Here is a 24,501-nt window from a genome sequence, read left to right as displayed (position 1 = left end):
GAGAGCCTAGATGAACAGTCCCTTAACGATGAACTCCCTTAGTGAGGGCTATCGTGCCCTCGTAATAGGCGCCAGTGGGGCGCTCGGCTCGGCGTTTTGTGAGTTGCTCAATCAGGATCCACGGTGTGCGTATGTTCGTGAGTTAGGGCGCAACAGTGTTCCCTGCCTCGACCTGGAGGATGCCGACAGTATCGCCAAAGCGGCAGCCGAATTGACTGAAGAAGCACCGTATCAGTTGATCGTGCATGCCGCAGGTCTGCTTCATCGCGACGAAATAAAGCCTGAAAAAAGTTACTCCGCGATTGAAGCAGACGCGTTGCAGTCGGTATTTCAAATCAACACGTTTGGGCCTGCTCTGGTTTTGCGTCACTTCTTGCCGTTGCTGGACGCTCATGGCGCAATGGCGATGCTCTCTGCCAAGGTGGGTAGCATCGGCGATAACCGCCTAGGCGGCTGGTACGCCTATCGTGCCTCCAAGGCAGCACTGAACATGCTGATTAAAACGGCGGCCATCGAGCTGGCAAGAACTCGACCTCAGAGCCGACTGCTGAGCCTTCACCCGGGTACAGTTGTATCAGCACTGTCGCAACCCTTTCGGGGTGCATCAGCCGCCAGGCCGGCAAAGGTGGCCGCCTGGGAATTACTATCGCTGATCGACCGATTAGAGCCTGCCGACAGTGGCAATTTCTTCGCTTATAACGGAGAACGCCTTCCCTGGTAGTCGGGAGTGAACATTGATTCTGCAGCCGCTGACTGAAAGGGCCCGCGAGTGGGCAAGTACGCGATTTGGAGTAACTGTCGCTGGACTGCTATTTTTATCTGGCACGAACCTGGCTCTATAAGGGGCCGTTCACTTTGCGGGACGTTATAGCCAAGCCTATGCACCTTCGCTCCATCAATCATCTACTTGGGTTACCGCGCCCCCACCATTTCCATGCGCTCTTATGCAGCAGTGCGTCCGTGGTAGTCATAGAGATATTTTCAAAAGATCTCGAAAATGCTCATAACCCGCAAGTTATCCTAGAATGATGTGAAATTCACCGGGCTCTGAAAATGATCGACGCAGAACTGCTGAAACTGATGGTTGAAACTTCGAATGATGGCATTGTAATTGCCGAGCAAGAAGGCGATGAGAACATCCTGATCTACGCTAATCCTGCCTTCCAGCGCCTGACGGGATACAGCGTTGACGAAATTCTGTATCAGGACTGCCGCTTCCTACAGGGTGAAGACCGAGACCAAGCGGGCTTGGCTGTTATCCGAGAGGCGATAAAAATGTATGAGCCCTGCCGGCAAATCATTCGCAACTATCGTAAGGACGGTAGTGCCTTCTGGAATGAGCTGTCGATTACTCCGGTTTTTAACGAGGCGGATCAGCTCACCTATTACATCGGCATCCAGAAGGACGTCAGCGTTGAATTTGAGGCCCACGAACGAGTGCGTGAACTTGAATCGGAAGTCGCCAGCTTGAAAGCTCGCCTGGCTCAATAGCCATGTGAATCGCGCGAACGCTGATAGCGCCTTAAATGGAGGAAGTCAGTCGGCGTGTCAACGACTCTGCTAAAAGCGAGTGCGAAGATCTCATTCCAATACCATTCTCTCCTGCTGCTATTCTGTCGTTTCCCAACAAGAAGTTGAAAAATGCACGGTGAATACTCGCTTTCAGACACCTTAGAAAGAATGTACGAAAACCAGCTCGCCCTGGAGGCCGCCCTGATGGAACTGACGCTCCAGGTAGAAGCCCAGGGACATGCGGAAGTCGGCGACAACGTCCGTGGTGCGCTTTACACAATTGGTGAGAACGCTGGTCATATCAAACAGGGACTGGCCCGGCTCAAAAAGCTCCCATGATCCAGCCGCTTTTCGATTTTGACCTCAAACGTGTGTCACGCGAGCACTACATAACTGGTAAAGCCGCCATCAATTTTCCGCACGCTGGAAGCACTACAGGTGGGTGGCATTTCCTGTCCTACTTCGACCGCGATTCGGGCGTAGCGAAAGTGTCGCTTGCAGGTATTCATTATCCTGATACCACCGACTTCTTTGGTGACGCTGGGATATGCGACGTTACCGACCAGCTGGCGAAGCTAGGATGGGCATCAGAGGGCAAACGCCTGTTCATGGCCGATCATTACCGAGCGGCTTCCGACATGATCGTGAAGTGGGCACTGAACGGTTCCAGGCACTGCAATGTCGAGGTAGCTGAATGGTTTCCAACCAAAGTAGAAAAACAGCTGCTGCTCGCAACTCTTGAGATGGGAAAACCCAAGCTCTTCGAGCTAGGTATGCTGAAACAAGTGGAGGCCTGGCTAAGCTCGCAATAGATCAATCGAGACCGCAGATGTAAATCACAGCAGTCCCGGTAGGGTTAGAGTACGTAGCCCAACTCAGTGGGCATAGTTCCAGCTAGCTACAAGATTCATCTCGGCGTCTCTTGACGCATGAAACCCAGGCATACCGTGATAGACTTTGATTTGCCTAGAATGGCTCGTCCCAACGTATACAAGCTCACAGAGACTGACTCAAATCAGGAACGCGTATATGTCGCTCAAAAAAGCTTTCGCTGCTGTGCTTAAAGCGATGCGCGCTGGTAGGGGACTGACCCAGAGAAACCTGGCAGAAGTCAGCAGTAGGACATACGTCTCGAAACTAGAACGCGGTCAATCGAGTCCAACGCTAGAGATGATCACCGCGCTAAGTGGCCCACTCAATGTACATCCTCTGACCCTAGTAGCCATTACCCTTTGCGCCGAATCGGGGGAGTCCACCAGCGCTTTGCTGCGCCGGGTTCAAGATGAATTAGCGGATCTAGCCCATGACGGAATTCTTAAGAATTTATCGATTTCGTCGGACGATGGCTCGCCGGTAACACGCCTCTCTACTAAGACTTCAATTAATCGCTCAGTGACGAACTCTCCGCAAGTAGAATTCTGCTTCGTGGAGTAGACGATCCCCGACGCAGTGACACCGTATGGCCTGATCGTACTCGTCAGCCAACTATCTCAGGAAAGGAATGGCGCACGCATGAAAATTTTACATTGCTCCTTAATTCCGGCTAAATAACCGCCCCTCTACGCTGACTTTGAACATGTCCTCGTTGAAACGCATAAGCCCTTGGATCGCCTGCCTGGCCGTGTTGCTAAACATGTTTGCCATGCCGATGAGCCGCGCTATGCAGACGCCGGATGTTCAGCTAATGCTTTGGGGTGGGTTCTGCTCGGGAGGTAGTTCTCAAGCTTTACCTCCAGGGTTCAAGAAAACAGTCGACACTTTCCAGCAAGCCCCTTCAAAAACGGTTATGCAGCACGGTGATTGCTGCTGTGGCCATGCTGGAATGGCAGCGCTTCCCTCCAACTACTACCGGCACTTTTTACCGCAATACACATCCGACACTTCCCTCGAAAATCCTGCACTGCCGAAGCTCCATCCCAGGATTCGGTGGCCAAGCCTAAGTCCACGCGCCTCTCCCTTCGCTTGATCACGACGCCGCGACATTGTCCGGTGCTGTCTTTTTAAATCTTTTAGCGGCCTCAATGGACGCTAAACGCCCTTGAAGTTTCTTGATCATCAGGAAGTGCGTGCTATGCCTGCTTCATTTACTTTGCGTCATGCAAAGCGTCTGTCTGTGTCCCGTTCCATATGGCCGTTGATGTCGGTTGGTCTATTCGCAATGAACCCTTTGTGCTCGGCTCTGGCCGACGTCGGTAAAGTCGAAGACTCGACCCTGACTTTGGGCACCGTGAACGTTCAGGGCACAGCCAGCGGCCCCCTGAGTACCAGCAGTGTACTCAGCTCGGTGGATATCCTCGGGGGAGATATCCTCGAAAAGATGCCAGTCAATTACAGCTGGGAGTTATTCAGCCGAGCTCCTGGGGTGATGCTCACGGAGTTCAACCAGGGCACAACCTCAGGGAAAATCTCCTTCCGTGGCTTTAACGGCGAAGGCGAAGTGAACGCCGTAAAACTGTTGATTGACGGGATTCCGAGCAACAGCAACGACGGCAACATGCCGTTCATGGACATGATTTTCCCCATGGAGCTGGACAGCATCGAGGTTGTCCGTGGCACCAGTGATGCGCGCTATGGTCTGAATAACATCGCCGGTAACGTCAACATGCTGACCCGCACCGGTGGGGACTACAACAAGGCGCGGATTCGGTACGGCAGCTTCAACACTCAGGAAACCCAACTTGCCAAGGGCATCGAAAGCAGCAACTGGACTCAGAACTACTTCTTTGCCTATCAAAAATCCGATGGCTACAGGGATCATTCCCAAGCAGACCGCTTTTCTATGTCTGGTAAGTGGTTTTACACACCGGATGACGACAGCTACCGAATCGGTTTGATCGCCCGTCACTACGAAGCTGAGGCTCAGGAGCCTGGCTATTTGACCGAAGATGATGCCCGCCATCATCCGAACATGACCAACAGTTTCAACGCTACCGACAAGGGCACTCGGCGTATGAATCAGGTCAGTCTGCATTTCGATACGGACTTGGCTGAGAACCTCGCATGGTCGGCGAAGACCTACGTCAACACCTTCGATGATCGACGCTGGACGCAATATTGGCGCACTAGCTCCCAACAGGAGCGTGATGCCTATGAAACTCAATATGGCGCCCTCACATCTCTGACATGGCGACCGGAGGTCAGCTGGCTGTATGACTTCGCCTTGGAAGGTGGTGCAGACGTACAGCAGCAGCAAAACAAGAGTGAGCGCTATCGCACCAAAGACCGTGCTCGTCTGGCAACTACCCGAGATCAGCAATTCGACTTCGACACCTACGGCGCCTACGTCCAGGCTGAGATCAAACCTTTCGAGTCGTTGAAGATTGTCCCGGCATATCGAGTCGACAAAATCCAGGGTGATTTCACCAACGAAATGACCGGCCTGGATTACGATATCAACGATTATGGCCTGATCAAACAACCTAAGCTTAGCGTGGTCTATTCGCCCTGGGACGTGGCCAGTTTTTATGCTAACTGGGGCCGTACCTTCCAAGTTGGCACCGGCGCGGCAGCCTACAAAATCCCGCCAAGAGATACCGATCTGGCACCTTCAATCAATGAGGGCTGGGAAACAGGCATCAAGTTCACCCCGGCGGACTGGATTGATGGTCGCGTGGCTTACTGGCAGCAGGAGGCCTCGGGTGAAGTCAGTCGCCGCCTCAACGACCCGAGCGGCGAGTCGGACAACGTCGGTGAAACGCGACGGTGGGGTTATGACTTGCAGATGAACCTACACCCTAACGAACGCACTGAAATATGGATGGCCTACTCTTGGCAGTATTCGAAAATACTCCAGCCAAGCGCCAGTTTGCCTAACAGCAAAGGCCAGGAAATCGACCATATCCCCCATCACCTTTACAACGCTGGCATCAGTTATGAAGCGACACCTGCCTTGCAACTGACTGCCTGGATGAATGGCCAGACTAACTACTACCTGGAACGAGAAAACACCAAAGGGACTTATGGTGGATACGTACTGATGAACCTCGGCGCGACCTACAAAGTGACCGAATCGGTGAGCGTCGATCTACAGTTGAAAAACCTCACCAACCGCTATTATGAATACGTTTGGTACGACCCGGATGGTGCCCAAGCATCCCTGCACTCACCAGGTGATGGGCGTGCTTTGTACGCCGGGCTTACTCTTGACTTCTGATGTGGATAACCGCTGGGGCCCATCTGGCCTCAGCGATACAGAGTACGAATTCGCAGCAAACCTTTACTCGTCATTAACCAGAGGTAATAAAGATGCCAGCTCATTTTGCGAAAAAAATCCTGACCTCCGTGGCGTTGCTTGCATCCCTTGCAACGGCCACTTCAGTGTTTGCCCATGCCCACCTTAAGAGTGAAACGCCGGCTGCTGATAGCACGGTAAGTGCACCGCAGGAGCTGCGTCTGGTGTTCTCTGAGGGTGTCGAAGCCAAGTTCACCAAAGTTATCATCACTGGCGATGGCTCCGCAGTTGCGGTCAAAAGCATCGAAACCGCTCCTGGCGACCAGAAAACACTGATCGTCACACCTGAGAAGCCGCTGGCAGCCGGAAAGTACAAGGTTGAATGGCATGCCGTTTCGGTTGATACCCACAAAAGTGATGGCGACTACGGTTTCACCGTGGGCAAGTGATCTTGATCGGTAAGCTCGACTGAAGTTAACGAGGCCCACGCTGTGGGCCTTTTCTTTGAGGCGCTTTCAAAGAAAAGCTGGAGATGAGTCTGCTGGAGAATCAGTAAATAAGGAGCGCAGATATCGTATGCGGGAGTGAGCTACTTAGAGAAAAGAAAAGTGCCACGGCCCTTTCAGGCCATGGCACTCAGTGACACGACGTTAACCCTGCCAAGAGAAATCACCGCGTCGGCTTTAAATGTAGCATGCATCCACTGACACACTGGCCTGCGACAACCTGCCACAGGTGACGCTCGCCCCCCTCAAGCGAGCTACGGTTCATTAGCTAGGTCGCCAGGTGCGGCGGCCTGTCGCATTTGGGGTCTCGATACGCCCTCACTAAACTCAAAATGCCCTGCTGATGTGCTTTCTGCCAAACGGCAAATGCGTCGGCAATGCTCATGTGCCACGGATGGACTCTGTCATTCTGAAGGCGCCGCCTGATTATAAAAATGCCCCATGAGGTCGACCGTGAAGAAAGTATTGGCAGCAGCCTGTTTACTCGCATTCTCTACCGCTTATGCCGCCCAAGAGCCTGAAGCGGTATTCAACCGCGCCTGCACCATGTGCCATAGCGGCCAGTTACCTATGGCACCAAAAAAAGGTGATCAAGCGGCATGGAAACCCCGCCTTGAGCAGGGCACCGATGTATTAGTCAAACACGTGACCGAAGGCTTTAATGCAATGCCGGCGCGGGGCCTGTGCATGGACTGTAGCGCCGAAGACTACAAGGCCGTAATTGCGTGGATGTCGAAGTAAGGGTCGCGGTAGGGAGGCAGCTTGCTGCCCCCACCAGCTCATATCCGTAAGTGCGGAACTACCGCATATGCCTAGATCGTTGAAAGCCAGCTTAACGCCCGCCTCATAGTTGCGAGAGAGCTCAGGCTTGGGAGTCTCGCGACCAGTGAAGTTGAATGCCCCCCTGAAACCGGTGGAATACGCCGCGTAGAGCGCAAGACTTTCGGTCAGGTCATAGGTGATGCCAATCCGGGCAGATTCGACTCGATGAGTGCAGGGTGTTGGAACAGCAGTGAGCAGTACCCACACTTTTCCCACACGATCAGGTCATGGTGTTTGTCAGCAGAGCCGTGATGAGTCATCTGACTCATGCCAGGCATGTCGTGGCATTCCATGCCAGCCATTCCCATTTTCTGACTTTGGCCATGGGCAAGGCTGACACCCTGACTGATCAGCGGGCCGGCAAAAATCATCAGCATGGCGAACAGACTCAGCCATGCTCCGATGATGTAGCGCTTATGCACTAGCAGGACTTCTGCTTATCACGCACAGCCTTCAAAGGCTGGGCCTGTGGCTCGTATCCGGGGATAGGCAACCAGCGGCGAAAGCCAGCGCCCCCCTTTCCTGTAAGAGGGCACCAGGCGAAGTCCCAAGGCGTCGGTGGAAATTCCTCTTTTTCAGGGTCAACGCCGGCGACAGAACGGGGGGCTACCTTCCAGTCAAACACCCTCATAGGCGAACCCTGCCAAGCCAAGACCAGCCCGCGAGCTTGGCTATCGTCAGTATTTATCCAACGAGCCGCCGCCGCAGTCATGAAGGAGTCGATGTGTTCCTCGTGTATTTGCTTCTGGTAGGTCGAGTTGAGTAACCAGCGACAAACACTCAGGTAGTAAGTCCAGTTCAGAGGTGGATGATTGCGGTATGCCCAGGTCATGAAACTTCGAAATATGTTCAAGCCGTCCGGTGGATCTAACTTGAGCAACCCAGGACACACATCGAACAACGTATGCCAGTAAGGCAGCAACCGGGCATCCAGGTGAACAAAACAGCGTGCATTACTGGGGTAGTCAGGAAACGGCAACAGGAAGTCGGCACGACTGCTCACGCGCGACGCCTTACTGACCAGGCGCGAAGCCCCTGAAGGAATGACTACAGAGCGCATACCAACCTCCGTGCCACAACCGCTTGCGACTTACGGGATGCAGTAATACAGACAGTGATCCTTTCGGAAAAACTAAACCTGGAACTTGGATGATCAATAACAAGAGACATACGGATGTCCTTCCCGAGACGGTTGAACGGCGTCCACCCTTGGTCGCATCAGCGACAGCCGGCGTAAAACGGACGACGAAAAAACAAGCGATGGCGGGCAAATCAAGCCGGCCACTCACAGGCGTCAAATCTGAGGGGAAGCGCGAGGGTTGGCCGAGGGCCAAGAGTATCGAGGAGGTGCCTTGCAGCGCAGCTCGCGGCTGGGCTGCGGCTTTTGTCTGATTCGCAGCAGCCAGGTCAGGCAAAATAGAAAGGCGATGCTCAATGTCACCGCTGAACAGATAGGGCACGACAGACTACCGGCCCAGCCACCAGCTGACTGGTCAGTGAAGTCCGTTTTCTGAGTCGGGCTCTTGCTGCCCAGTGCAGAGCAAAACTGACCGCCGACTCCATTGAGTTCGAGCCCGCTCATCTGCCCATGTCCCAAACCGCAGGCAAACACGTTGAACAGGACGCAGAAATACAGCGTCCAGGCAACGAGCGAGCGGTTTGATAGGGACAATTTCATGGCAGCGACATTAACACCCAAGCAGGCGGGGTTGAAGATCGAAAGATACTGTTAAAACCCACCGCCCAGATATACCTAAACGATGGGGGCAAGGGTCAATTACGCAACTTTTAGTGATTTCACACAGGTGAATCGCTCGACAAAAGCGTTGTCGGCATGACGCTTAAGCGCACGTGCCACCAGGCAGGTGAACAGCGGCTCGCACAACACCAGTGGCAAGTACGAAACGGCGAACAGCGCCCAGTTACTCAGAGGGGTTGGTTCTTCGCCCATGGACAACCAGAAACCCACCATCGCTACCACACCGGTGTAATACAGCGCATCGAACTTGACCACTTCAGCCCAACGAATGCTGCGTCCGGCAACGTCGAAAAATCGGCGTCCCAGCAAGCCGTGGGCGGCAATCAGCGGCAACATCAAAGACAACGAGTTGACCCCTAGGTGCACTAGATCCTGCGGTTCGAACAACAATCCTTGCAACAACAGGCCAATGGCAAAACCAAACAGCGTGGGGATAAAGCCGAAGATGACGTAGACGGCGGAAGCACCGACGAAATGCAATTCAGAAGCGCCGACCGGCAAATGGAATACTTCCATGAACACCGAGAAAAACGCGGCGGCGAGTATCGTCTTAATCAGGTTATCGGGGCGTAGCAGCTTCGGCGAAAAAGCCGCCAGCGTAGCGATTGCAGCAGCGTTGGCGTACAGCACTTTGGCGGCATTGAGCACGCCGGGTTCGATATGCATCAGGTCTCCCTCCGAGGGATGCGGGTCTGGAAGCTGCCGGGATATTCGGCAGCACTTGTGGCAGGTCTCCTGGCTCACAGCTCAACACCCTCCCGCGCCTTCCCAGCCGTTATAGGCCAGTGGCATAGACGAGAGAGCTAACCGTTCACAGTTGCGGGGGCAGCGCAGGAATGGCCAAAGGGCGTACCTGCTTCCCTATTGCTTCACCAAAAGGTGAAACCACAAAGCGTCAACAGATTAAGGGTTTTGCACGGTCTGCGCACGAGCCGAGTAGTCTTTCCGACAAGGTTCCACGGAACAACGTGCGACAGTCTGCCTCAGGCGACTCGATAGGCATGTTTTATCGGACTTAGGGTAATGCCTGCGCCAGACTGTCGCAGGTTATTAAAGGTGACAGGTGTCGTTAGACTTTTTGCCCCTCCACGAGTCGGTCAGAACAAATGCTCAGTAGGCATGATTGGGTTTCACCTGACGCACTTCCGACAGTAGCTCAAATACGCTCGGACGGTTCGTCTGGAACTAGAAATGCTTCTGCGTTAAACCTCAACCAAATACATGGTCGTTACGTGGCACGCCCAAAAGTCGGGTGCTAGAGTCATTTCCATGAACAGAACTCGAACAGACAGCTCGTTGATTGCCTGGACGCTCTATGCCTGCGTCCTGTTCAATCTATTGGCTTGCGGTATTGCTCACGGACAGATGAGTGGCTTGGCCCTCAATGGCGCGGGAGGGCAATTCTGCTCAGTATCTAATGTGGGTGTTGCGGATGTCGGGGGGGATTTGGTTGCCCAGCCCAAGAGTAATTGGGCCAGCAACTTCAGTTGCCCGATGTGCTCCTCAATCACCTTAAACCTCGTGTTCCTGTTCTGCCTTGCTTGGCTTGCGCGAACCAACCAGGTTCAACGAAAACCCGTTGAAACCCACAGTAAGGCTCCTCCTCGCTACTCCTGGGCATCCGCCAACCCTCGCGCCTCTCCCTTGTACTAAGTAGCCACGGCCATCAGCGCTCAATTATTGCCAGCTCGATCTCTGGGATCCTTTGATGACCAAGAGATCCATCGTTGGTGCGCGTCCGATACCGAGATCTGAATCACGTACTGGTGTGATCAGGTATGCCCCGTGCTGGCTATTTCATTTGTGATGCAGCAAGTCCCTGCCGTGCATGGGGATGCACCGCAGGCGAGAAAACTTTGGCATTGAAAACGTAGGCACACACTCCGTTAGTGGGCAGGGCCTCGTCGATAACAAGGAGCACAAGGGATGATGCAAAAGGCTATTTGGTACGGTGTTTCGATTTCACTGTTTGGCGCCACCGCCGCTGCACAGGCAGATAATCAACCTGTGGAGTTGCCTGAAACGACGGTGATTGGCTCTTCTGTAATAGACCAGAACAAGGTCGACTCCTTCGGGAGCCTAACCACCGTGGTGGGGCAGGATCAGATCCGTGACCTCAACGCGCTAGATCTATCGTCCGCGCTGCGCCGTACTCCAGGGGTGACCGTTTCACGATTCAACCCAGTGGGGTCGTTCGGTGGGGCTGAAGGTGGCGCGGTGTATATCCGTGGTATGGGTGCCAGCCGGCCAGGCAGTGAGATCAAGACGTACATCGATGGCGTGCCTTTTTACATGGGCGTTTGGGGGCACCCTTTACTGGATCTGCTACCGATCAATGCCATGCAAAGCATCAGCGTCTACAAAGGCCCGCAACCGCAAAAATTCGGCAACACCTTTGCCGCAATTGATTTGACTCCTCGTACTGCTGAAGCGGGCGATAACCAGCATGGCGAATTGCAGGTAACTGGTGGCAGTTTCCACACAGCGACCGATCAAGCCTCCCTTATTGGCCGCAGCGGCGATTGGGACTACCTGCTAGCGCAAGGAGCAGCTCACTCCGATGGCGACCGTCCGGATGGCGATGGCCGTTTGAACAATGGCCTCGCGCGCATAGGTTATCGTTTAAACGATAACTGGAGTGCTGGCCTGTTGCTGTTGCATGCCAACAACCAAGCCTCAGACCCTGGACAGAAAGGTCTGCCAGAGACCAAGACCGGTGAGTTCAACACTCGCGGCACCTTGGCTTCGCTCTCACTTAACCACGACTACGACTGGGGCAACGGTAGCGTCAAGCTTTACCACAACGAAGGTCGAGGCAGCGCGCTCGATCAACCTGAGCTCGATGGTGACACCATCAGCGACTTCACCTTGCAAGGCCTGCGCTGGGAAGAAAGTCTGCGCCCTTGGCAAAACGGGGAAGTCGCGCTGGGCATGGACATCGATGAAAGCAAAGGCGACGTGACTTACAAACGTATAGCGCCGGCACCGCGTGCCGACTTCGACGCGCCAACCTTGCGAGTGATCTCGCCACACATTGCTCTCAGCCATGCATTTGAACTCAATGACAGCTGGACACTAACGCCTTCTGCCGGAGTGCGTACCTACGACCACAACGTCTTCGAAAGCGCTACAGCGCCGCATGCTGGTGTGCTGCTGTCCACTTCCAATGTCGAGTTTCGGGCCAACCTGTCTCGAGGCATCAATTATCCAGGGCTCGAGGCTTCAGTTCTCTCGAACCTAATCCCGGCGCTCGGCGAAAGCTGGAAAGATCTAAAGCCCGAGAAACTCGATCACCAAGAACTGGGGGTCAAATTCAACCCTATCGAGAGTGCAACCCTGGATCTGGCCATCTTCAAGGACAAGTACAAAGATCGCTATTTGTTCGCGTTCCCTCCTGCCGTTTCACAGCCCTCATTTACTAACTTGGGTAACTACGAAATCAAGGGCGCCGAGGCCACTTGGCAGCAGCACTGGAACGATAGCTGGAGCAGCTTCGTCGGCTTCACCTGGCTGGATCCGTCGCTGAAAACTCTGCCCTACGCACCGAAACGGTCTTTGTCGTTAGGCACGACCTACGAAACCGGCCCTTGGCGTTTGAGCGCTGATGCCCAGTATCAGAGAGACATGTACGTGCTAGCGGAAGAGCGTACCGCAGGGGCCGCGAACTTCGCACAGGTGGACAGCTTCACTGTCGTGAACCTGAGGGTGGGTCATGCGGTTCCGGCGCTAGGCAAAGTCGGTGAGGTTTTTGTGGCGGTAGAAAACCTATTCGACCGCAACTATGAGTATCGCAACGGTTATCCAATGCCAGGAACCTCGGCGCAGCTCGGCGTGAAAATGGGCTTCTAAACGACCCCGATGGAATTCGGCTGCTGAGTGATCGACGGCAGCCTCAACTCAAGGACACACACCATGAAATTCGCAACGCTATTTCTTATCTTGATGACACTTGTCACGGGGGCTTTCGCTGACACTGCATCGGATCAACAAAATATCCAACACCTGATGCGCCATACTTGGGAGCGTCCGGATGCTCCGCTTGATGTCGGCCCAATTACGGTCGAAGGTGATCACGCTGTCGCCGGTTGGACACAAGGCGAGCGCGGAGGTCGCGCACTGCTAGGAAAAAACGATAAAGGCTGGCGGGTCGTGCTGTGCGCCGGCGACGCGTTGCTGGATCCGACCACCCTGCGGAGCGCCGGATTGGCCCCTGACGCAGCCGTGCATATGAGCCAATCCGTGACGCAGGCAGAAAGCGCTGTATCTCCGAATCGGGTGAAGCAGTTCGCTCTGTTCAAAGGAGTCGTGAACGTAAGCCAGGAGCACTCTTCAGCGGCTAATCGAGCTGAATAGACTCACGACCTTGGCGGATGGATTCACCACGGCAGATCCCGACTGACCTATTGTCCAGTCGGGAAGTATCGGTCAGTCATCTTGATGGGACTTTAAAGATGATGCGCCCACACGGTTGCGCCTATTGCTCGTTGTTCCTCCACACTCCAAGTATTCCTCAGGCGCATTACCGCGATTGGGGCGCAGCGTTGCGAACCCTATGTGCAGTTGATCTGCTTAGAGACATTTAACATTCGGTTACAAATGTCAGTGGAAACGTTACGTTATAACAAATTAAGGTACTGGCCGTTTGGCTCCGGACGTCAGCACGCTCTTGATCGCTGCTTCCGCGATATTGGCTACCGTCGCCAGCCAGTTTCCCTTAATCACTGCGATCTGTAGTTTCGGAGATACCATGAAATCCGCCCCGGCCTCATTCGCTGTACTAACAGCGCTGGCCTCAACCGTCCTCCATGCCGCCGAGTCTGGAAACTCAACGATCACTCTGGGAGAGGTACGCATTTCGCAGCAGGAAAGTACCGCTTTGCGCATCGAGAACATACTTACTTCTGTCGATGTACTAGGCGGCGATCAGGTAGAAGACAAGAACGTAATGAACAGCTGGCAGTTGCTGGGACAGATGCCCGGTATCCAGCTGACCGAGACCGGCCAAGGCGCCGAGTCCGGCAAAGCTACTTTTCGTGCGTTCAATGGCGAGGGCTACATCAACGGCATCAAGGTGCTGATCGACGGCATTCCGAGCAACGTCAACAGCGGCAACCAACGCTTTGTCGACATGATCTTCCCACTCGATATCGACCATATCGAAGTGGTACGTGGGACTAATGATCCGCGCTACGGCTTGCACAACATTGGCGGCAATATCAATTATGCCACCCGCCAGGGCGGAAACTACACCGATAGCCGCCTGACCTACGGCAGCTTTAATACCCGTGAAGTACAACTAGCTATCGGCCACGAAGACGGCAACTTCGCGCAGAACTACCTACTGGCCAAACAGGATTCGGACGGATCCCGCGATCATAGCAACTCGAATAAATATGCCTTGGGTGGCAAGTGGTTTCTCAGCAACGACGATCAAACCTTCCGGATCGGCGCCATCGCACGTCTCTATCACCATCAGGCTGACGAAGGCGGTTTCCTCACTCGCGAAGAGCTGCACGCCAGCCGCAAGGATTCGCCGGAAAAGAACGACAATGACCGTAGTGACCGCGACATGAAGCACTTGAGCCTGCACATGGACTGGCAGCCAAATGACGATCTGAACCTGAGCAGCAAGCTGTACTACAACAGCTACAACGATGACCGCTCAATCACCTTCACCAGTTATCAGCCTGGTAATGCTCCGCGCCAGCGTCGCTTCTGGGACGAACAACAGCTTGGGATGCTGAACAATCTGACTTGGCGCGCCAACGACTGGCTCACGCTCGATGGCGGCATAAACTATGAGGAGCAGAACAACTCATACGAACGCAGACGTTTTGCGTATGGGGTGCCGACCGATTTCGATGCGCCACCAGCGCGCATTCAGAATGACGATCACTACACGTTGTATAACGTGGGTGGCTACGTTCAAGCGATTATCCAGCCGACCGATTCCCTTAAGATTATCCCCGCGATGCGTGTGGACAGGTTCAGCGGTAGTACCAAGGCGTTCAACGGCACTTCAATTGCAAAGGGATCTTTGCAGGATTACGGTTGGATCGAGCAGCCCAAGCTCAGCGTGGTCTATAGCATCAATCAAGATATTGACGTCTATGCCAACTGGGGTCGCACCTTCCAGATACTCACCGGCAACGCCGATCCCGGTTATCTAATTAACGGGGCTTCCCACTACGAACCGTCAATCAATACCGGTAAGGAAGTAGGCATAAAATACCGCCCATTCGCCGGTACAGAGACGCGAGTTGCAGTATGGCAACAAGACGCAACCGATGAAGTGTCGAACATGCCAGCGACAGGCACGACAGTTGGACTCGGAGAGACTCGTCGTCGAGGTGTCGATATGCAGTTCACTACCCAGCTTAATGACCAATGGATGATATGGGGCTCGCATGCAATCCAGGAGGCCAAGGTGGTTAAAGCTTTTGATGCCAACGGCAAATCCTTGGCGGGCAAGGAAGTCTTCTCCACGCCAAGATATATCAGCAATCTGGGCGTCGATTATCGCATGAACGATGACTGGCGCTTCGGCATGCAGGCCCGAGCCCAAGGTGATTACTACATCGACACGGCTAATGAGGCCGGGAAATATGGTGGCTTCGCCGTGCTAGATGCCAATGTCAGCTATCGCTTGAGCGCAGCGACCAGTATCGACCTTCAGGTTAAGAACCTGACCGACCGGGACTATGAGTACGTCTGGTACGACAACTTCTTCTGGGGAGGCGACGACCAGGCGATGTTTTCACCAGCACCAGGCCGTTCGGCTTATGTATCGCTCAATATGAAGCTTTAACACTGTGTTATCAAAGAGAGCAAAGTCAGAGGTATCTCTGGCTTTTTGGTTCTTGAATGTTTGACTCATTTAGCATTACGGGTAGAGCGTCGCATTCCTGCGCATTCGGCCCCTTCTGCGAAGATGCGCACTTTTAAGAGGCCTGAGCGCAATCCGCTCGGCGTTGGTAGTGGAGCTATGATGGCCTGGCGTGAGGATGAAATCGCGAACCACGTGCCCAATTGTGGTGGGGGCCTGTTTTCGAAAGAGCCCTACGAAGCCGGTTAGAGAGTAAGCCGGCCTGCCCCTGAGGAGCCAAGAATAAACGCCAATTTGGAGTGTGCCGGGCAGAGCCTACCGAGCTGCTCGTGAGTCCGAGTGCTCATTGATTGAGGAGTTGGCTATGGCTCTCTCAGCTGTGTGAAGCGCTCTAGGCCAAGGCAGGCTTCCAGGCTATCGAGCTGTAGTTGGTAATCGGGCCAGAACAAGGATGGCCCCAGATCGAATCGATTGGTCTAATCTGGCACGGCTTCGCCTGTACTCGTAAGCCCTACACATAGCGCCTTTCCACCAAGCCTCTCACGCGCGTCAAAAATAACGTAATCATAAATTCCTTGGGATTGGAGTAGATACGCTGCGTATAGAACCCTACGAAACTCTACGTTTAGCGCTCTGAGACAGCAAACCCCAGAGCTTCGCTCGGTTGGGGCGGCGGCGTTGCAAACCGCAAAGTATTCCGACCGGAGCCCTTTGCTTCATAAAGTGCCGAATCTGCGATGGTAAGCAGGCTGGCTGTGGTGTCTCCTTCAGTGGGAACCACACAGCAAACACCGATACTGATGCGCAGCGAAATCTTTGTCTTATCATACTGAGCTGGCGATTCGGCCAACGAAGCGCGGAGCTCATCTAGCACAGCTACGGCCCCTTCAGTATTAGTGCTCGGCAGCAAGATCAAAAACTCCTCACCTCCATAACGACCAATACTGTCGGAATGGCGAATGCGCAGGGTTAGATGATTGGCACAGTGCCTAATAACTTCGTCTCCTGCCAGATGGCCATACCTGTCGTTTATGTGTTTGAAGTGATCGATATCGACCATAGCAACTGCCAGGCTCGAACCGTCTCGGCGCGCACGCTCCAACTCCGTCGAAAACTGATCAAGGATGGCTCGACGATTTAGGATACCGGTCAGCACATCTCGCAGCGCCATGTGCTGAAGCAAAGCCTCGCTGCGCTCTTTAGCCAGGAGCACCAAGCCCAGGGAGATCATCATCGCAGTGAAGGTATTTCCACAACCCACCTAGCAGTTCGTATAGGTGAAGCAATGGAAAGAGTGAGCTTCTTGTAAAACCTACCTTACGTGCGGGGTTCCATTTACCTGGAGAAAAAATGGGCGCGCTGCTGAGAGGAAGTCCGGTAATGCTGAGAGCGCTGCCGGCGAACCAAAAGTTAAGCCCAAAAAAGGGCCATCACTGGCCCCTATGTACTCAACCCCAAATCACTTGCTTAGCCAGGACTCGACAGTCGCTGCGCCATGCTCAGTTTTCCATTCCTTCAGGCCGCGATGGTTCCCGCCTTTCGTTTCAATGATTTCACCGGTGTGTGGGTTCTTATAAACCTTCACCTGGCGAGCCTTGCGTGTGGCTTTAGGCTCAGATACTAGAGCGCGGCGACCAGCTTGTGGATCAAGCAGGTTGATCACGTCCTTCAGGCTGTAGCTGTATTTTGCGAGCAAATCTCTCAGCTTCGTTTCGAATTCGATTTCTTTCTTGAGGCCGGCGTCACCCTTGAGAGCCTCAAGCGCTTGGAGCTGTTCGGCGAGGTGTTTTTCGAGTTGACGAAATTCTGCGAGTTTGGACATGGGAGTTTCCTGAGCAATTAGTATTGTCACGTTACATCAGAATAGACACTCGAATGAAGGAGAAGACTCAACTCTTAGACCCTATAAAATGCTGGGTGTCCTTCGCTTCTGATTGAATCAACTCGCTATCGGTAGGCGCGTAAGAAAAAGCTGGAGGAGCCAACAAGTTGGGCTCCCCATTTCTCGCGCTAGAGCTTGAAACGCGAAACGACAGTACGCAGTTCCCCTGCCAACAGCGACAGCTCCTCAGCAGTCAAAGCGTTGTCCTCTATGCCTTCCATTAGCGCCACACTGCCGTTACGAATCTCGGTCACATTGCGATTGATATCCTCCGAGACAGCATGCTGCTGAACCGCCGCGCTGGCTATCTGGGTGTTCATGCCGACGATTTGCTCAACGCCGTCATTGATTGCATCCAGGCTGGTCGAGGCCTGATCAGCCGACTCGATGCATTCCTGCGCGCGCAGCTTGCCCGCTTTCATTTGCTCGACGGCGTCGCCTGTCGCCAGTTGCAGCTCCTGGATAATCCGGCGGATCTCTTCAGTGGAGTTTTGTGTGCGCGAGGCCAGCGTTCTGACCTCGTCGGCGACCACCGCGAATCCTCGACCCTGCTCACCGGCGCGGGCCGCCTCAATGGCCGCGTTCAACGCCAACAGGTTTGTTTGATCAGCAATGTTACGGATCACCTCAATAACGCCGCCGATCTGCTGGCTGTGTTGCGCAAGCGCCGAAACCTTTTGCGCACTGCGATCCACCTCATCGGCCAAGGCTTCAATAGTCACGCGGGTTTCCTGCATCCTCGCCAGGCCGGTGTTGGAGGACTGGCTGGCGTGCTCTGCGGCGTGGGCGGCGCCCTCGGTGTTTTGCGCCACGTCCGCAACGCTGGTGGTCATCTCGTTGATAGCCGTAGCGACTTGTTCGGTTTCGCTTTGCTGTGCGCTCATCGCGCGTTTAGCCGTGTCAATCGACACCCCAATGCGCTGCGCCGCATCGGAGACCGATTGTGAACTGCGCTCGACCTGAGCCAGCGAAGAGCTAAACGCCTGCGCCATATGGTTAAGGCCGTTGCCCACATCGGCCATTTCGTCTTTACCGCGCACGTGAATGCGCACGCTCAGGTCGCCCTGAGCAATGAGTTGGGTGGCAATCAACACATCGTTGATAGTGCGACGCATGGCGCTGTAGATGCCGCTGAACACATACACCAGCAACAGGCCAAGAACCACAAACATGCCGAGAATGAATAGGCGTTCCGAAGTTTTTTCCTGAACACGGCGTTCAAGCGCATTCAGTAGTGCTTCTTGCAACGTGTCTTGCGCCTTGTACAACTCAGCCACCACCGCATTGCCTTTGGCTGGCAGATTCTGAACGCCGGTGATGGTGTCGCTTGGTGCGTCAATCAATACTTCAAGGTCGGCGCGGAAACTGTCCAGGCTCACAAAAGCACTGGTGATCGGTGCCTGAATACTATCAGCGAGGGCAGGTTCTCTGCGACGCAACAGGGCCAGGCTTTGTTGAAGTTCTTTGTGGATGAGTAACTCATTTTTGAGCATCGACTTAATAACGCTGCGCGCACCCGAACTCAACTTTTGTCCGTCATGCAGTCCGCTGGCAAGCCCCCGCAATTGCCCGACGATGTTGATTTGCCGTGGCAGCCTCAAGGTGCTCTGGTCGATCATGAAAAGCGATGCGTAATCTTCATCCAACACCATGCCCGACGTGGCCGAGACGTAGTAAACGAAGTTCAATGTCTCGGTGAGTTGATCGTTCCAGTTGTCGAACATCTCGTTTGGGTTGGCATCGGCCTTTGCCTGCTCGATCAACCGCTGTGCCGCCGTGTACAGACGCTGCACGCGATCACCGGTTTCCAGCTGCGTGTTGAATTGCCTGTCGGTTGCGGCCAGTTTCGAAAACGCGTCCTCCAGCTTCATCTGGTTGGCCGATAGATCGGCTTGAGCGGTTCTATCACCGCTGAGAAAGCGGTTCGTCAACGCACGTTGCAACATTGATAAGCGCAGTACAGGTGTGACGTCCAACAGATAGCGCTGGCCCAATTGTTCCGAGCGAATAACCTCAAGGCTCTCGTTTATCTGATGGATGACGCGCGTACCGAGTAGAACCAGAGGGATGAAGACAATGATTGCGAGCACACCAAATTTCGTGGGGAAGCGTAATCGGTTAGCCAGGTGTACGGCAGGAGCAAGGATATTCATAGAGTTCTCACAGCCCGGAACGGGACGGTTTGTAGTTGGTTTTTGTTGAGAACGCTCCATTTTCTCGAGTGCCTGGCTCTGTCTGGCTCATTCGGCTAATCACGTTTTATGTAATTAAACGTTTCAGTCATCCTGTCGGCATTCAGATTGATAACTTTATGAAAAGTTGTACATATATTTATTTTTGTACAACCTTGGAACGCCTCGAGAGCGGTGATGTCGATGAGCCATCAACGCTTCAAAACGGCTCTTTATCGGGAAGCGCTGCAGTCGCTAATTTAGTTAGGCGAATGGATCGCCGAGCAGGCCTTGCGGTACATCCAGTTGCTGTACGAAATCGAGAGCGAAGTCCGCGACCTGGAACCGGATTTACGACGCCAAATACGGCAGGAAAAAGCTGTGCCGGTGATGGATAGGCTGCATGCCTGAATGATCGCCCAGCGCGATCTGGTGCCCGAACGTTCGGCCATCAGTAGAGTGCTGGATTACAGCCTGAAGCGCTGGGCAGCGCTGTCGCGCTACCTGGAAGACGGGGTCGTCCCCATAGACAACAATTGGTGTGGAAATCAAATCAGGCCATGGGCTCTTGGACGCAAGAACTGACTCTTCGCCGGATCGCTGCGCAGCGGAAAACCGGCGGCGGCGATCATGATTGTGATCCAGTCTGCGCGACTGAATGGGCATGATGTTTATGCTTATTTGAAGGACGTGCTCACGCGTCTGCCGACGTAGCGGGCGAGTTTGATCGATCAGTTGCTACCGCATAAGTGACAACCGGTTTAATCAAGCTAGGCGTGATGGACGGACGCATACGCAGGGTCTTGAAAATGACTTAATCGTACTGATACGACGAATGGAGATTTTGTGTAGGGATACCACCAACTCTGGTCTATATAGCAAGAAAATTGGCGTGATGTAGTCGAGGATAGCGCTCTTTGCCTGGGACGTGTGAGCGCCCGCCTGTCATTTGTGGTGTGGCGGTTACAGGATGAACGGTAACATTTACACCACTCATTCGCGCGACTCAAGCAGTGACTATAAGTGACGTCGCGATTCGACACGTTGAACAGAAATTGCGAAAGTACCCTCGCAACCTGCTTGTTCAACTCTACGACTGCCCATGCGAAACATGAACAGCCCTAATAAGCACTGTCGTTAGCGCGTATTTCTGTCTGTGACGGGCGCTCGATACCGACCACTCGGTTGCGTCCCGCGCGCTTGGCTGCATAGGCACGACCATCTGCAACCTTTAACAGACCGTCAAGGTGCTCGCAATTACTACCGAAAACTGCGACACCCGCACTCAGGGTCATGTTCAGTTGCTGGTCACTGAGCTCTAAGGGCGTCGCGGCAAGGTGCTCGCGCAAGGTTTCTGCAATTAGCATGGCCTGTTCCGCCCTGGCCCCCGGCAACAGAGCGGCGAACTCCTCTCCGCCCAGACGACAAAGTAGATCGGTGGCACGCAGACGTTTCGTTAGTATGCTGGCAAAATGGCAGAGCGCTTGGTCACCTGTGTCATGGCCAAAACGGTCGTTAATTTGCTTGAAGTGATCTATATCCAGGTACACCAGCGCTAGGGGAGTACCATTACGTAGGGCAAACTCTGACTCACGCTGAAATACCTCGGCCAGCTTCGCGCGATTAGCCAAGCCGGTTAAGTGGTCGGTAGTCACTAGCTCTATCAGACGCTGCTCGGTAAGAACTCGGGTACGCTCATAAGTGTGTGAGAAAATGGTGATTGCCAATGTCGCTAGACCAATGTCGAGAACGAAACCGATATCGTCCACTGGACTCTTTTCTGCATGGTGCATGGTGATCATGTATAGGCCAAGACTAACGAATAGCAGAGAGCCGATCAGCCCCAGACGTAAGCCAAGCAGCAGGTAGAGAATTATCGGTATGGTCTGGATCCAGGCAAATATTCCTACCGATGTCTCTGGCGAGACGAGCGTGAACATCATAACAGTGAAGAAAGGCAGCAGATAAATGATGGTCAGGGCTTGTAGTTTTTTGGTGCGGTCAATGATCATCAGCATGTACAGCGAGATGAACGCGTAAGCTAGTTCCAGCCCGGCCAGCAGCCAGTAACCACGGTTGGCGTTGAACAGAGAGAAGAAGATACCAAAGCACAGTGTTGTCCAAAGCAGCGACTTGAGCATCATGCGTCTGTGTTTCTCGCTATGGTCAATACGGTTGGGCATCGTATTTCCTTCTGTCAGGCAAAGTGTAGTGGCAATTGGCAACCACCAGTGTACCTCTTATCCACACTGAAATTGGCAACTCCGCCAACCATCTATCTATTACCGTCGAGAGTCGTTTTTCGATCGCGCTGAATTAAGCGGGCCGCCGAATCACATCGACCTGATTTGGGTATAAGGTAAAAGCTGTCCGCTAGGCTCTATTTTGTGACCTAGGAACCGTGAGGTAGCGCTGGGAAAGTCAACTGTCCCCAATGCTAGCCCCCCCTTGAGTGTTGATGTGAAAGAACAGAATCCCGAAGCGGTAGGGTTTATTTACATTGCATGTGTGTTCAAACAGGTCTTTCTCCGCTGGATGGCGAGGGCCACCCCTCCCCTTGCTGTACCTGTACCTGAGCCTGCCCCGCTAGAGCTGTAGTAGTGAATCGCTCCTAGCTTCTGCTTCGGGGCGATTCATTATTCAACAGGCCGGCATCCTTTAATTCGGTAGCAATTGCACGATCTTAATGGCTCTCTGTGTCCGCAAAGTGTCAGCAAATTTTTGAGATAATGTAGCAAGCTCCTCCAGCAGATGCTCTTGACTGCCAAGGCCGATATTGCAGCTCAGGTCTGCAGATGCAGGATATTTCTCCTTATCCAGCACATGAAGCAAGGTCAGGGGAGCGCTGAGTCGTAGCGAGGCCCATGCTGCGTAATCGCAGACCGCCAATGAGGATGTTGAGTTATCTATGCATGCCATTCCGTGGGGCATTGTCATGACCCCTAGTGGCTCATGAGCTTGTCGATGGCACTGGGCTTGTCATGCAAGCCAAACCGGTCAACGATTGTTGCGCTGGCTTCATTAAGACCGAGAACTTCAACCTCGGCGCCTTCGCGGCGGAACTTGATCACGATCTTATCCAGCGCTGCGACGGCGGTGATATCCCAGAAATGCGCCTGCGTGAGATCGATGGTGACCTTGTTGAGCGCTTCCTTGAAGTCAAAAACTTCAGTGAACTTGTCTGCAGAGCTAAAGAACACCTGGCCCACGATGTGGTAAGTCCGATGCGATTCCGTCTCTTCCAGAGTGCTCTTGATATCCAGGTAGTGCCCAACCTTATTTGCAAAGAACAGCGAAGCCAGCAGCACACCTACCAGTACGCCGTAGGCCAGGTTGTGAGTGGCCACGACGACCACTACGGTCGCCACCATGACGAGGTTGGTCGGCAGCGGATGCACTTTCAGATTGCGCAGGGAATCCCAGCTAAAGGTGCCGATGGACACCATAATCATCACAGCCACGAGTGCCGCCATAGGGATTTTGGAGAGCCATTCGCCAAGAAATACCACCATCAGCAGCAGGAAAACGCCGGCACAAAATGTCGAGAGACGGGTGCGGCCACCCGATTTCACGTTGATGATCGACTGGCCGATCATGGCGCAACCTGCCATGCCACCGAGCATGCCGGCAGCGATGTTGGCGACGCCCTGGCCTTTGCATTCGCGGTTTTTGTTGCTGGTGGTATCGGTGAGATCGTCGACGATAGTCGCGGTCATCATTGACTCGAGTAGACCTACTACGGCCAAGGCAGCCGAGTACGGGAAAATGATGCGCAGGGTTTCAAAGTTCAGCGGCACTTCGGGCCAAAGGAAAATAGGCAACGTATCCGGCAGTTGGCCCATGTCGCCTACAGTGCGGATATCCAAGCCAAGATAAATGACGATGGCAGTCAGGGTCAGTATGCACACCAACGGTGACGGAATCAGCTTGCCGATCTTCGGTAAGTATGGGAACAGGTAGATGATCCCGAGACCCGCTGCGGTCAAGGCATAGACGTGCCAGGTGACATTCGTAAGTTCCGGCAACTGCGCCATGAAAATCAGGATCGCCAAGGCGTTTACGAAACCTGTGACTACCGACCGTGAAACAAACCGCATCAACGAGCCAAGCTTCAGGTAGCCGGCAAGGATTTGAAGTACGCCGCATAGTAGGGTCGCGGCCAGCAGGTACTGAAGTCCATGCTCTTTTACCAGCGTAACCATCAGCAGTGCCATGGCGCCTGTCGCCGCCGAGATCATTCCGGGACGCCCGCCCATAAAGGCGATGACGGCACATATACAGAAGGAGGCGTAGAGACCGACTTTGGGATCTACCCCGGCGATGATGGAAAAGGCGATGGCTTCCGGGATCAGCGCGAGTGCGACGACGACTCCTGCGAGCACGTCTCCGCGAACGTTGGAAAACCACGTTTGATTAATTTTTTGCAGCATAGAAATATCCAAGGCAATGCACCGCACGCACACCAAAAAAATGGCGAGCGCATCGATACGAATTCAAATTGTGAGGATTATTTGACTGTGTGCTTTGGGTGTAAGAACCGGGCATACAGCAGCACGCACCGCGAGCGAAACAGGCGTGTGCGGGTGTTGCGAGGGGGCGTAGCGCTAAGGCGGCGTAGGCTGCCAGTAGATCGTTTGGAGTACAGTCATGCTGATGTTCCTGCAGCTCAAGGCGGAGGCGGCACGAATAATACATTAAAGCTAATTTTGATTGCGACCCATTACCTGACCGACGGCGCTTTGCATTAAGTCATGCCCTTCCACGGCGCGTCCTCTACTACGCACTACCTGCCGGCCCTCCCCCTCCTTATCTCACTCGCTGCGCTCCAAGGCCGTTTGGAGCCAACGTTTTA

At 53.9% G+C, this 24,501-nt stretch carries 21 protein-coding genes, 5 pseudogenes and 1 riboswitch; of the genes and pseudogenes, 14 read left to right on the top strand and 12 right to left on the bottom strand.

Features of this window, described 5'->3' with window-relative positions; genetic code table 11:
- Positions 1–10 precede the first annotated feature (10 nt).
- From M2397_RS13845 to M2397_RS13805, 9 genes are all read left to right on the top strand, one after another.
- Positions 11–721, top strand: coding sequence for an SDR family NAD(P)-dependent oxidoreductase (locus M2397_RS13845; protein ID WP_259243637.1), 711 nt, complete (start codon positions 11–13; stop codon positions 719–721).
- Positions 722–1,053: 332 nt separating this feature from the next.
- Positions 1,054–1,491, top strand: coding sequence for a PAS domain-containing protein (locus M2397_RS13840; RefSeq protein ID WP_259243635.1), 438 nt, complete (start codon positions 1,054–1,056; stop codon positions 1,489–1,491).
- 150 nt (positions 1,492–1,641) lie between these two features.
- Positions 1,642–1,851: a hypothetical protein gene (locus M2397_RS13835; protein ID WP_259243634.1), complete on the top strand. Its 210-nt coding sequence runs from the start codon at positions 1,642–1,644 to the stop codon at positions 1,849–1,851.
- Positions 1,848–2,324 (top strand): hypothetical protein, encoded by a 477-nt coding sequence (locus tag M2397_RS13830; RefSeq protein WP_259243632.1) that lies wholly within the window; start codon positions 1,848–1,850, stop codon positions 2,322–2,324. Before M2397_RS13835 ends, M2397_RS13830 begins: the two co-directional genes overlap by 4 nt.
- Before the next feature lie 217 nt (positions 2,325–2,541).
- Positions 2,542–2,946 carry a helix-turn-helix domain-containing protein gene (locus tag M2397_RS13825; RefSeq protein ID WP_259243631.1) on the top strand — a complete coding sequence of 135 codons (405 nt, stop codon included), beginning with the start codon at positions 2,542–2,544 and terminating at the stop codon, positions 2,944–2,946.
- Positions 2,947–3,088: 142 nt separating this feature from the next.
- Entirely contained in the window at positions 3,089–3,478 is a 390-nt protein-coding gene (locus M2397_RS13820; RefSeq protein WP_259243630.1) for a DUF2946 domain-containing protein, read from the top strand.
- 105 nt (positions 3,479–3,583) lie between these two features.
- Positions 3,584–5,665 (top strand): TonB-dependent receptor, encoded by a 2,082-nt coding sequence (locus M2397_RS13815; protein ID WP_405046435.1) that lies wholly within the window; start codon positions 3,584–3,586, stop codon positions 5,663–5,665.
- 92 nt (positions 5,666–5,757) lie between these two features.
- A complete protein-coding gene (gene copC / locus M2397_RS13810) occupies positions 5,758–6,132 on the top strand; it encodes a copper homeostasis periplasmic binding protein CopC (RefSeq protein ID WP_240888419.1) in 375 nt (124 codons plus the stop codon).
- Positions 6,133–6,642: 510 nt separating this feature from the next.
- Complete coding sequence (locus M2397_RS13805) at positions 6,643–6,930, top strand: cytochrome c5 family protein (protein ID WP_122557269.1); 288 nt, start codon at positions 6,643–6,645, stop codon at positions 6,928–6,930.
- On the opposite strand, the gene M2397_RS13800 is transcribed toward M2397_RS13805, so the two are convergent.
- The 5 genes from M2397_RS13800 to M2397_RS13780 form a co-directional block, all read right to left on the bottom strand.
- Entirely contained in the window at positions 6,823–7,218 is a 396-nt protein-coding gene (locus tag M2397_RS13800; protein WP_259243619.1) for a TonB-dependent receptor domain-containing protein, read from the bottom strand. The two genes, M2397_RS13805 and M2397_RS13800, sit on opposite strands and share 108 nt — an antisense overlap.
- Positions 7,137–7,433, bottom strand: a complete 297-nt coding sequence (locus tag M2397_RS13795; protein ID WP_259243617.1) for a DUF2946 domain-containing protein — start codon at positions 7,431–7,433, stop codon at positions 7,137–7,139. Before M2397_RS13795 ends, M2397_RS13800 begins: the two co-directional genes overlap by 82 nt.
- Positions 7,433–8,071, bottom strand: a complete 639-nt coding sequence (locus M2397_RS13790) for a putative natural product biosynthesis protein (RefSeq protein ID WP_259243615.1) — start codon at positions 8,069–8,071, stop codon at positions 7,433–7,435. Before M2397_RS13790 ends, M2397_RS13795 begins: the two co-directional genes overlap by 1 nt.
- A gap of 234 nt (positions 8,072–8,305) precedes the next feature.
- Positions 8,306–8,689 carry a DUF2946 domain-containing protein gene (locus M2397_RS13785; protein WP_083213929.1) on the bottom strand — a complete coding sequence of 128 codons (384 nt, stop codon included), beginning with the start codon at positions 8,687–8,689 and terminating at the stop codon, positions 8,306–8,308.
- A gap of 99 nt (positions 8,690–8,788) precedes the next feature.
- The gene (locus M2397_RS13780; protein ID WP_259243613.1) at positions 8,789–9,436 is read right to left on the bottom strand and encodes an energy-coupling factor ABC transporter permease; all 648 of its coding nucleotides are present in this window, start codon (positions 9,434–9,436) and stop codon (positions 8,789–8,791) included.
- Positions 9,437–9,477: 41 nt separating this feature from the next.
- Positions 9,478–9,675, bottom strand: a riboswitch (cobalamin riboswitch).
- Between the two features lie 364 nt (positions 9,676–10,039).
- Between M2397_RS13780 and M2397_RS13775 the strand changes: the two genes are divergently transcribed.
- From M2397_RS13775 to M2397_RS13760, 4 genes are all read left to right on the top strand, one after another.
- Positions 10,040–10,423 carry a DUF2946 domain-containing protein gene (locus M2397_RS13775; protein ID WP_259243612.1) on the top strand — a complete coding sequence of 128 codons (384 nt, stop codon included), beginning with the start codon at positions 10,040–10,042 and terminating at the stop codon, positions 10,421–10,423.
- Between the two features lie 273 nt (positions 10,424–10,696).
- On the top strand, positions 10,697–12,619 hold the full coding sequence (locus M2397_RS13770; protein ID WP_259243610.1) for a TonB-dependent receptor domain-containing protein: 1,923 nt from the start codon (positions 10,697–10,699) through the stop codon (positions 12,617–12,619).
- Between the two features lie 63 nt (positions 12,620–12,682).
- Positions 12,683–13,123, top strand: a complete 441-nt coding sequence (locus M2397_RS13765) for a copper uptake system-associated protein (protein WP_259243608.1) — start codon at positions 12,683–12,685, stop codon at positions 13,121–13,123.
- Between the two features lie 394 nt (positions 13,124–13,517).
- Complete coding sequence (locus M2397_RS13760; protein WP_259243606.1) at positions 13,518–15,578, top strand: TonB-dependent receptor; 2,061 nt, start codon at positions 13,518–13,520, stop codon at positions 15,576–15,578.
- A gap of 643 nt (positions 15,579–16,221) precedes the next feature.
- Here the strand turns inward: M2397_RS13760 and M2397_RS13755 are convergent.
- From M2397_RS13755 to M2397_RS30530, 4 genes and pseudogenes are all read right to left on the bottom strand, one after another.
- Positions 16,222–16,842, bottom strand: a pseudogene (locus M2397_RS13755) (GGDEF domain-containing protein); the annotation flags it as partial.
- Between the two features lie 213 nt (positions 16,843–17,055).
- Positions 17,056–17,418 (bottom strand): histone-like nucleoid-structuring protein, MvaT/MvaU family, encoded by a 363-nt coding sequence (locus M2397_RS13750; RefSeq protein ID WP_259243605.1) that lies wholly within the window; start codon positions 17,416–17,418, stop codon positions 17,056–17,058.
- A 188-nt stretch (positions 17,419–17,606) separates the two neighbouring features.
- Positions 17,607–18,143 (bottom strand): annotated as a pseudogene (locus M2397_RS30535) (methyl-accepting chemotaxis protein); the annotation flags it as partial.
- A 327-nt stretch (positions 18,144–18,470) separates the two neighbouring features.
- Positions 18,471–18,593, bottom strand: a pseudogene (locus M2397_RS30530) (HAMP domain-containing protein); the annotation flags it as partial.
- A 1,332-nt stretch (positions 18,594–19,925) separates the two neighbouring features.
- Here M2397_RS30530 and M2397_RS13740 point away from each other — a divergent pair.
- Positions 19,926–20,363 (top strand): annotated as a pseudogene (locus tag M2397_RS13740) (transposase); the annotation flags it as partial.
- Between the two features lie 407 nt (positions 20,364–20,770).
- Here M2397_RS13740 and M2397_RS13735 read toward each other — a convergent pair.
- The 3 genes and pseudogenes from M2397_RS13735 to M2397_RS13725 form a co-directional block, all read right to left on the bottom strand.
- Positions 20,771–21,832 carry a diguanylate cyclase gene (locus M2397_RS13735; RefSeq protein ID WP_259243599.1) on the bottom strand — a complete coding sequence of 354 codons (1,062 nt, stop codon included), beginning with the start codon at positions 21,830–21,832 and terminating at the stop codon, positions 20,771–20,773.
- A gap of 529 nt (positions 21,833–22,361) precedes the next feature.
- Positions 22,362–22,580: pseudogene (locus tag M2397_RS13730) on the bottom strand (universal stress protein); the annotation flags it as partial.
- A gap of 11 nt (positions 22,581–22,591) precedes the next feature.
- Positions 22,592–24,079 (bottom strand): SulP family inorganic anion transporter, encoded by a 1,488-nt coding sequence (locus tag M2397_RS13725; RefSeq protein WP_065889630.1) that lies wholly within the window; start codon positions 24,077–24,079, stop codon positions 22,592–22,594.
- Between the last annotated feature and the right edge of the window lie 422 nt (positions 24,080–24,501).

This window comes from Pseudomonas sp. BIGb0381 (assembly GCF_024809815.1).
Lineage (GTDB): Bacteria > Pseudomonadota > Gammaproteobacteria > Pseudomonadales > Pseudomonadaceae > Aquipseudomonas.
The sequence above is the reverse complement of the archived record's forward strand: the minus strand, read 5'-3'. Positions and strand labels throughout refer to the sequence as shown.

What these genes read in the sequence shown, in the direction of transcription:
- M2397_RS13845 (WP_259243637.1), top strand. Translation starts at nt 11, where the DNA reads ATGAACAGTCCCTTAACGATGAACTCCCTTAGTGAGGGCTATCGTGCC.
- M2397_RS13840 (WP_259243635.1), top strand. Translation starts at nt 1,054, where the DNA reads ATGATCGACGCAGAACTGCTGAAACTGATGGTTGAAACTTCGAATGAT.
- M2397_RS13835 (WP_259243634.1), top strand. Translation starts at nt 1,642, where the DNA reads ATGCACGGTGAATACTCGCTTTCAGACACCTTAGAAAGAATGTACGAA.
- M2397_RS13830 (WP_259243632.1), top strand. Translation starts at nt 1,848, where the DNA reads ATGATCCAGCCGCTTTTCGATTTTGACCTCAAACGTGTGTCACGCGAG.
- M2397_RS13825 (WP_259243631.1), top strand. Translation starts at nt 2,542, where the DNA reads ATGTCGCTCAAAAAAGCTTTCGCTGCTGTGCTTAAAGCGATGCGCGCT.
- M2397_RS13820 (WP_259243630.1), top strand. Translation starts at nt 3,089, where the DNA reads ATGTCCTCGTTGAAACGCATAAGCCCTTGGATCGCCTGCCTGGCCGTG.
- M2397_RS13815 (WP_405046435.1), top strand. Translation starts at nt 3,584, where the DNA reads ATGCCTGCTTCATTTACTTTGCGTCATGCAAAGCGTCTGTCTGTGTCC.
- copC (WP_240888419.1), top strand. Translation starts at nt 5,758, where the DNA reads ATGCCAGCTCATTTTGCGAAAAAAATCCTGACCTCCGTGGCGTTGCTT.
- M2397_RS13790 (WP_259243615.1), bottom strand. Translation starts at nt 8,071, where the DNA reads ATGCGCTCTGTAGTCATTCCTTCAGGGGCTTCGCGCCTGGTCAGTAAG.
- M2397_RS13785 (WP_083213929.1), bottom strand. Translation starts at nt 8,689, where the DNA reads ATGAAATTGTCCCTATCAAACCGCTCGCTCGTTGCCTGGACGCTGTAT.
- M2397_RS13780 (WP_259243613.1), bottom strand. Translation starts at nt 9,436, where the DNA reads ATGCATATCGAACCCGGCGTGCTCAATGCCGCCAAAGTGCTGTACGCC.
- M2397_RS13775 (WP_259243612.1), top strand. Translation starts at nt 10,040, where the DNA reads ATGAACAGAACTCGAACAGACAGCTCGTTGATTGCCTGGACGCTCTAT.
- M2397_RS13770 (WP_259243610.1), top strand. Translation starts at nt 10,697, where the DNA reads ATGATGCAAAAGGCTATTTGGTACGGTGTTTCGATTTCACTGTTTGGC.
- M2397_RS13765 (WP_259243608.1), top strand. Translation starts at nt 12,683, where the DNA reads ATGAAATTCGCAACGCTATTTCTTATCTTGATGACACTTGTCACGGGG.
- M2397_RS13760 (WP_259243606.1), top strand. Translation starts at nt 13,518, where the DNA reads ATGAAATCCGCCCCGGCCTCATTCGCTGTACTAACAGCGCTGGCCTCA.
- M2397_RS13750 (WP_259243605.1), bottom strand. Translation starts at nt 17,418, where the DNA reads ATGTCCAAACTCGCAGAATTTCGTCAACTCGAAAAACACCTCGCCGAA.
- M2397_RS13735 (WP_259243599.1), bottom strand. Translation starts at nt 21,832, where the DNA reads ATGCCCAACCGTATTGACCATAGCGAGAAACACAGACGCATGATGCTC.
- M2397_RS13725 (WP_065889630.1), bottom strand. Translation starts at nt 24,079, where the DNA reads ATGCTGCAAAAAATTAATCAAACGTGGTTTTCCAACGTTCGCGGAGAC.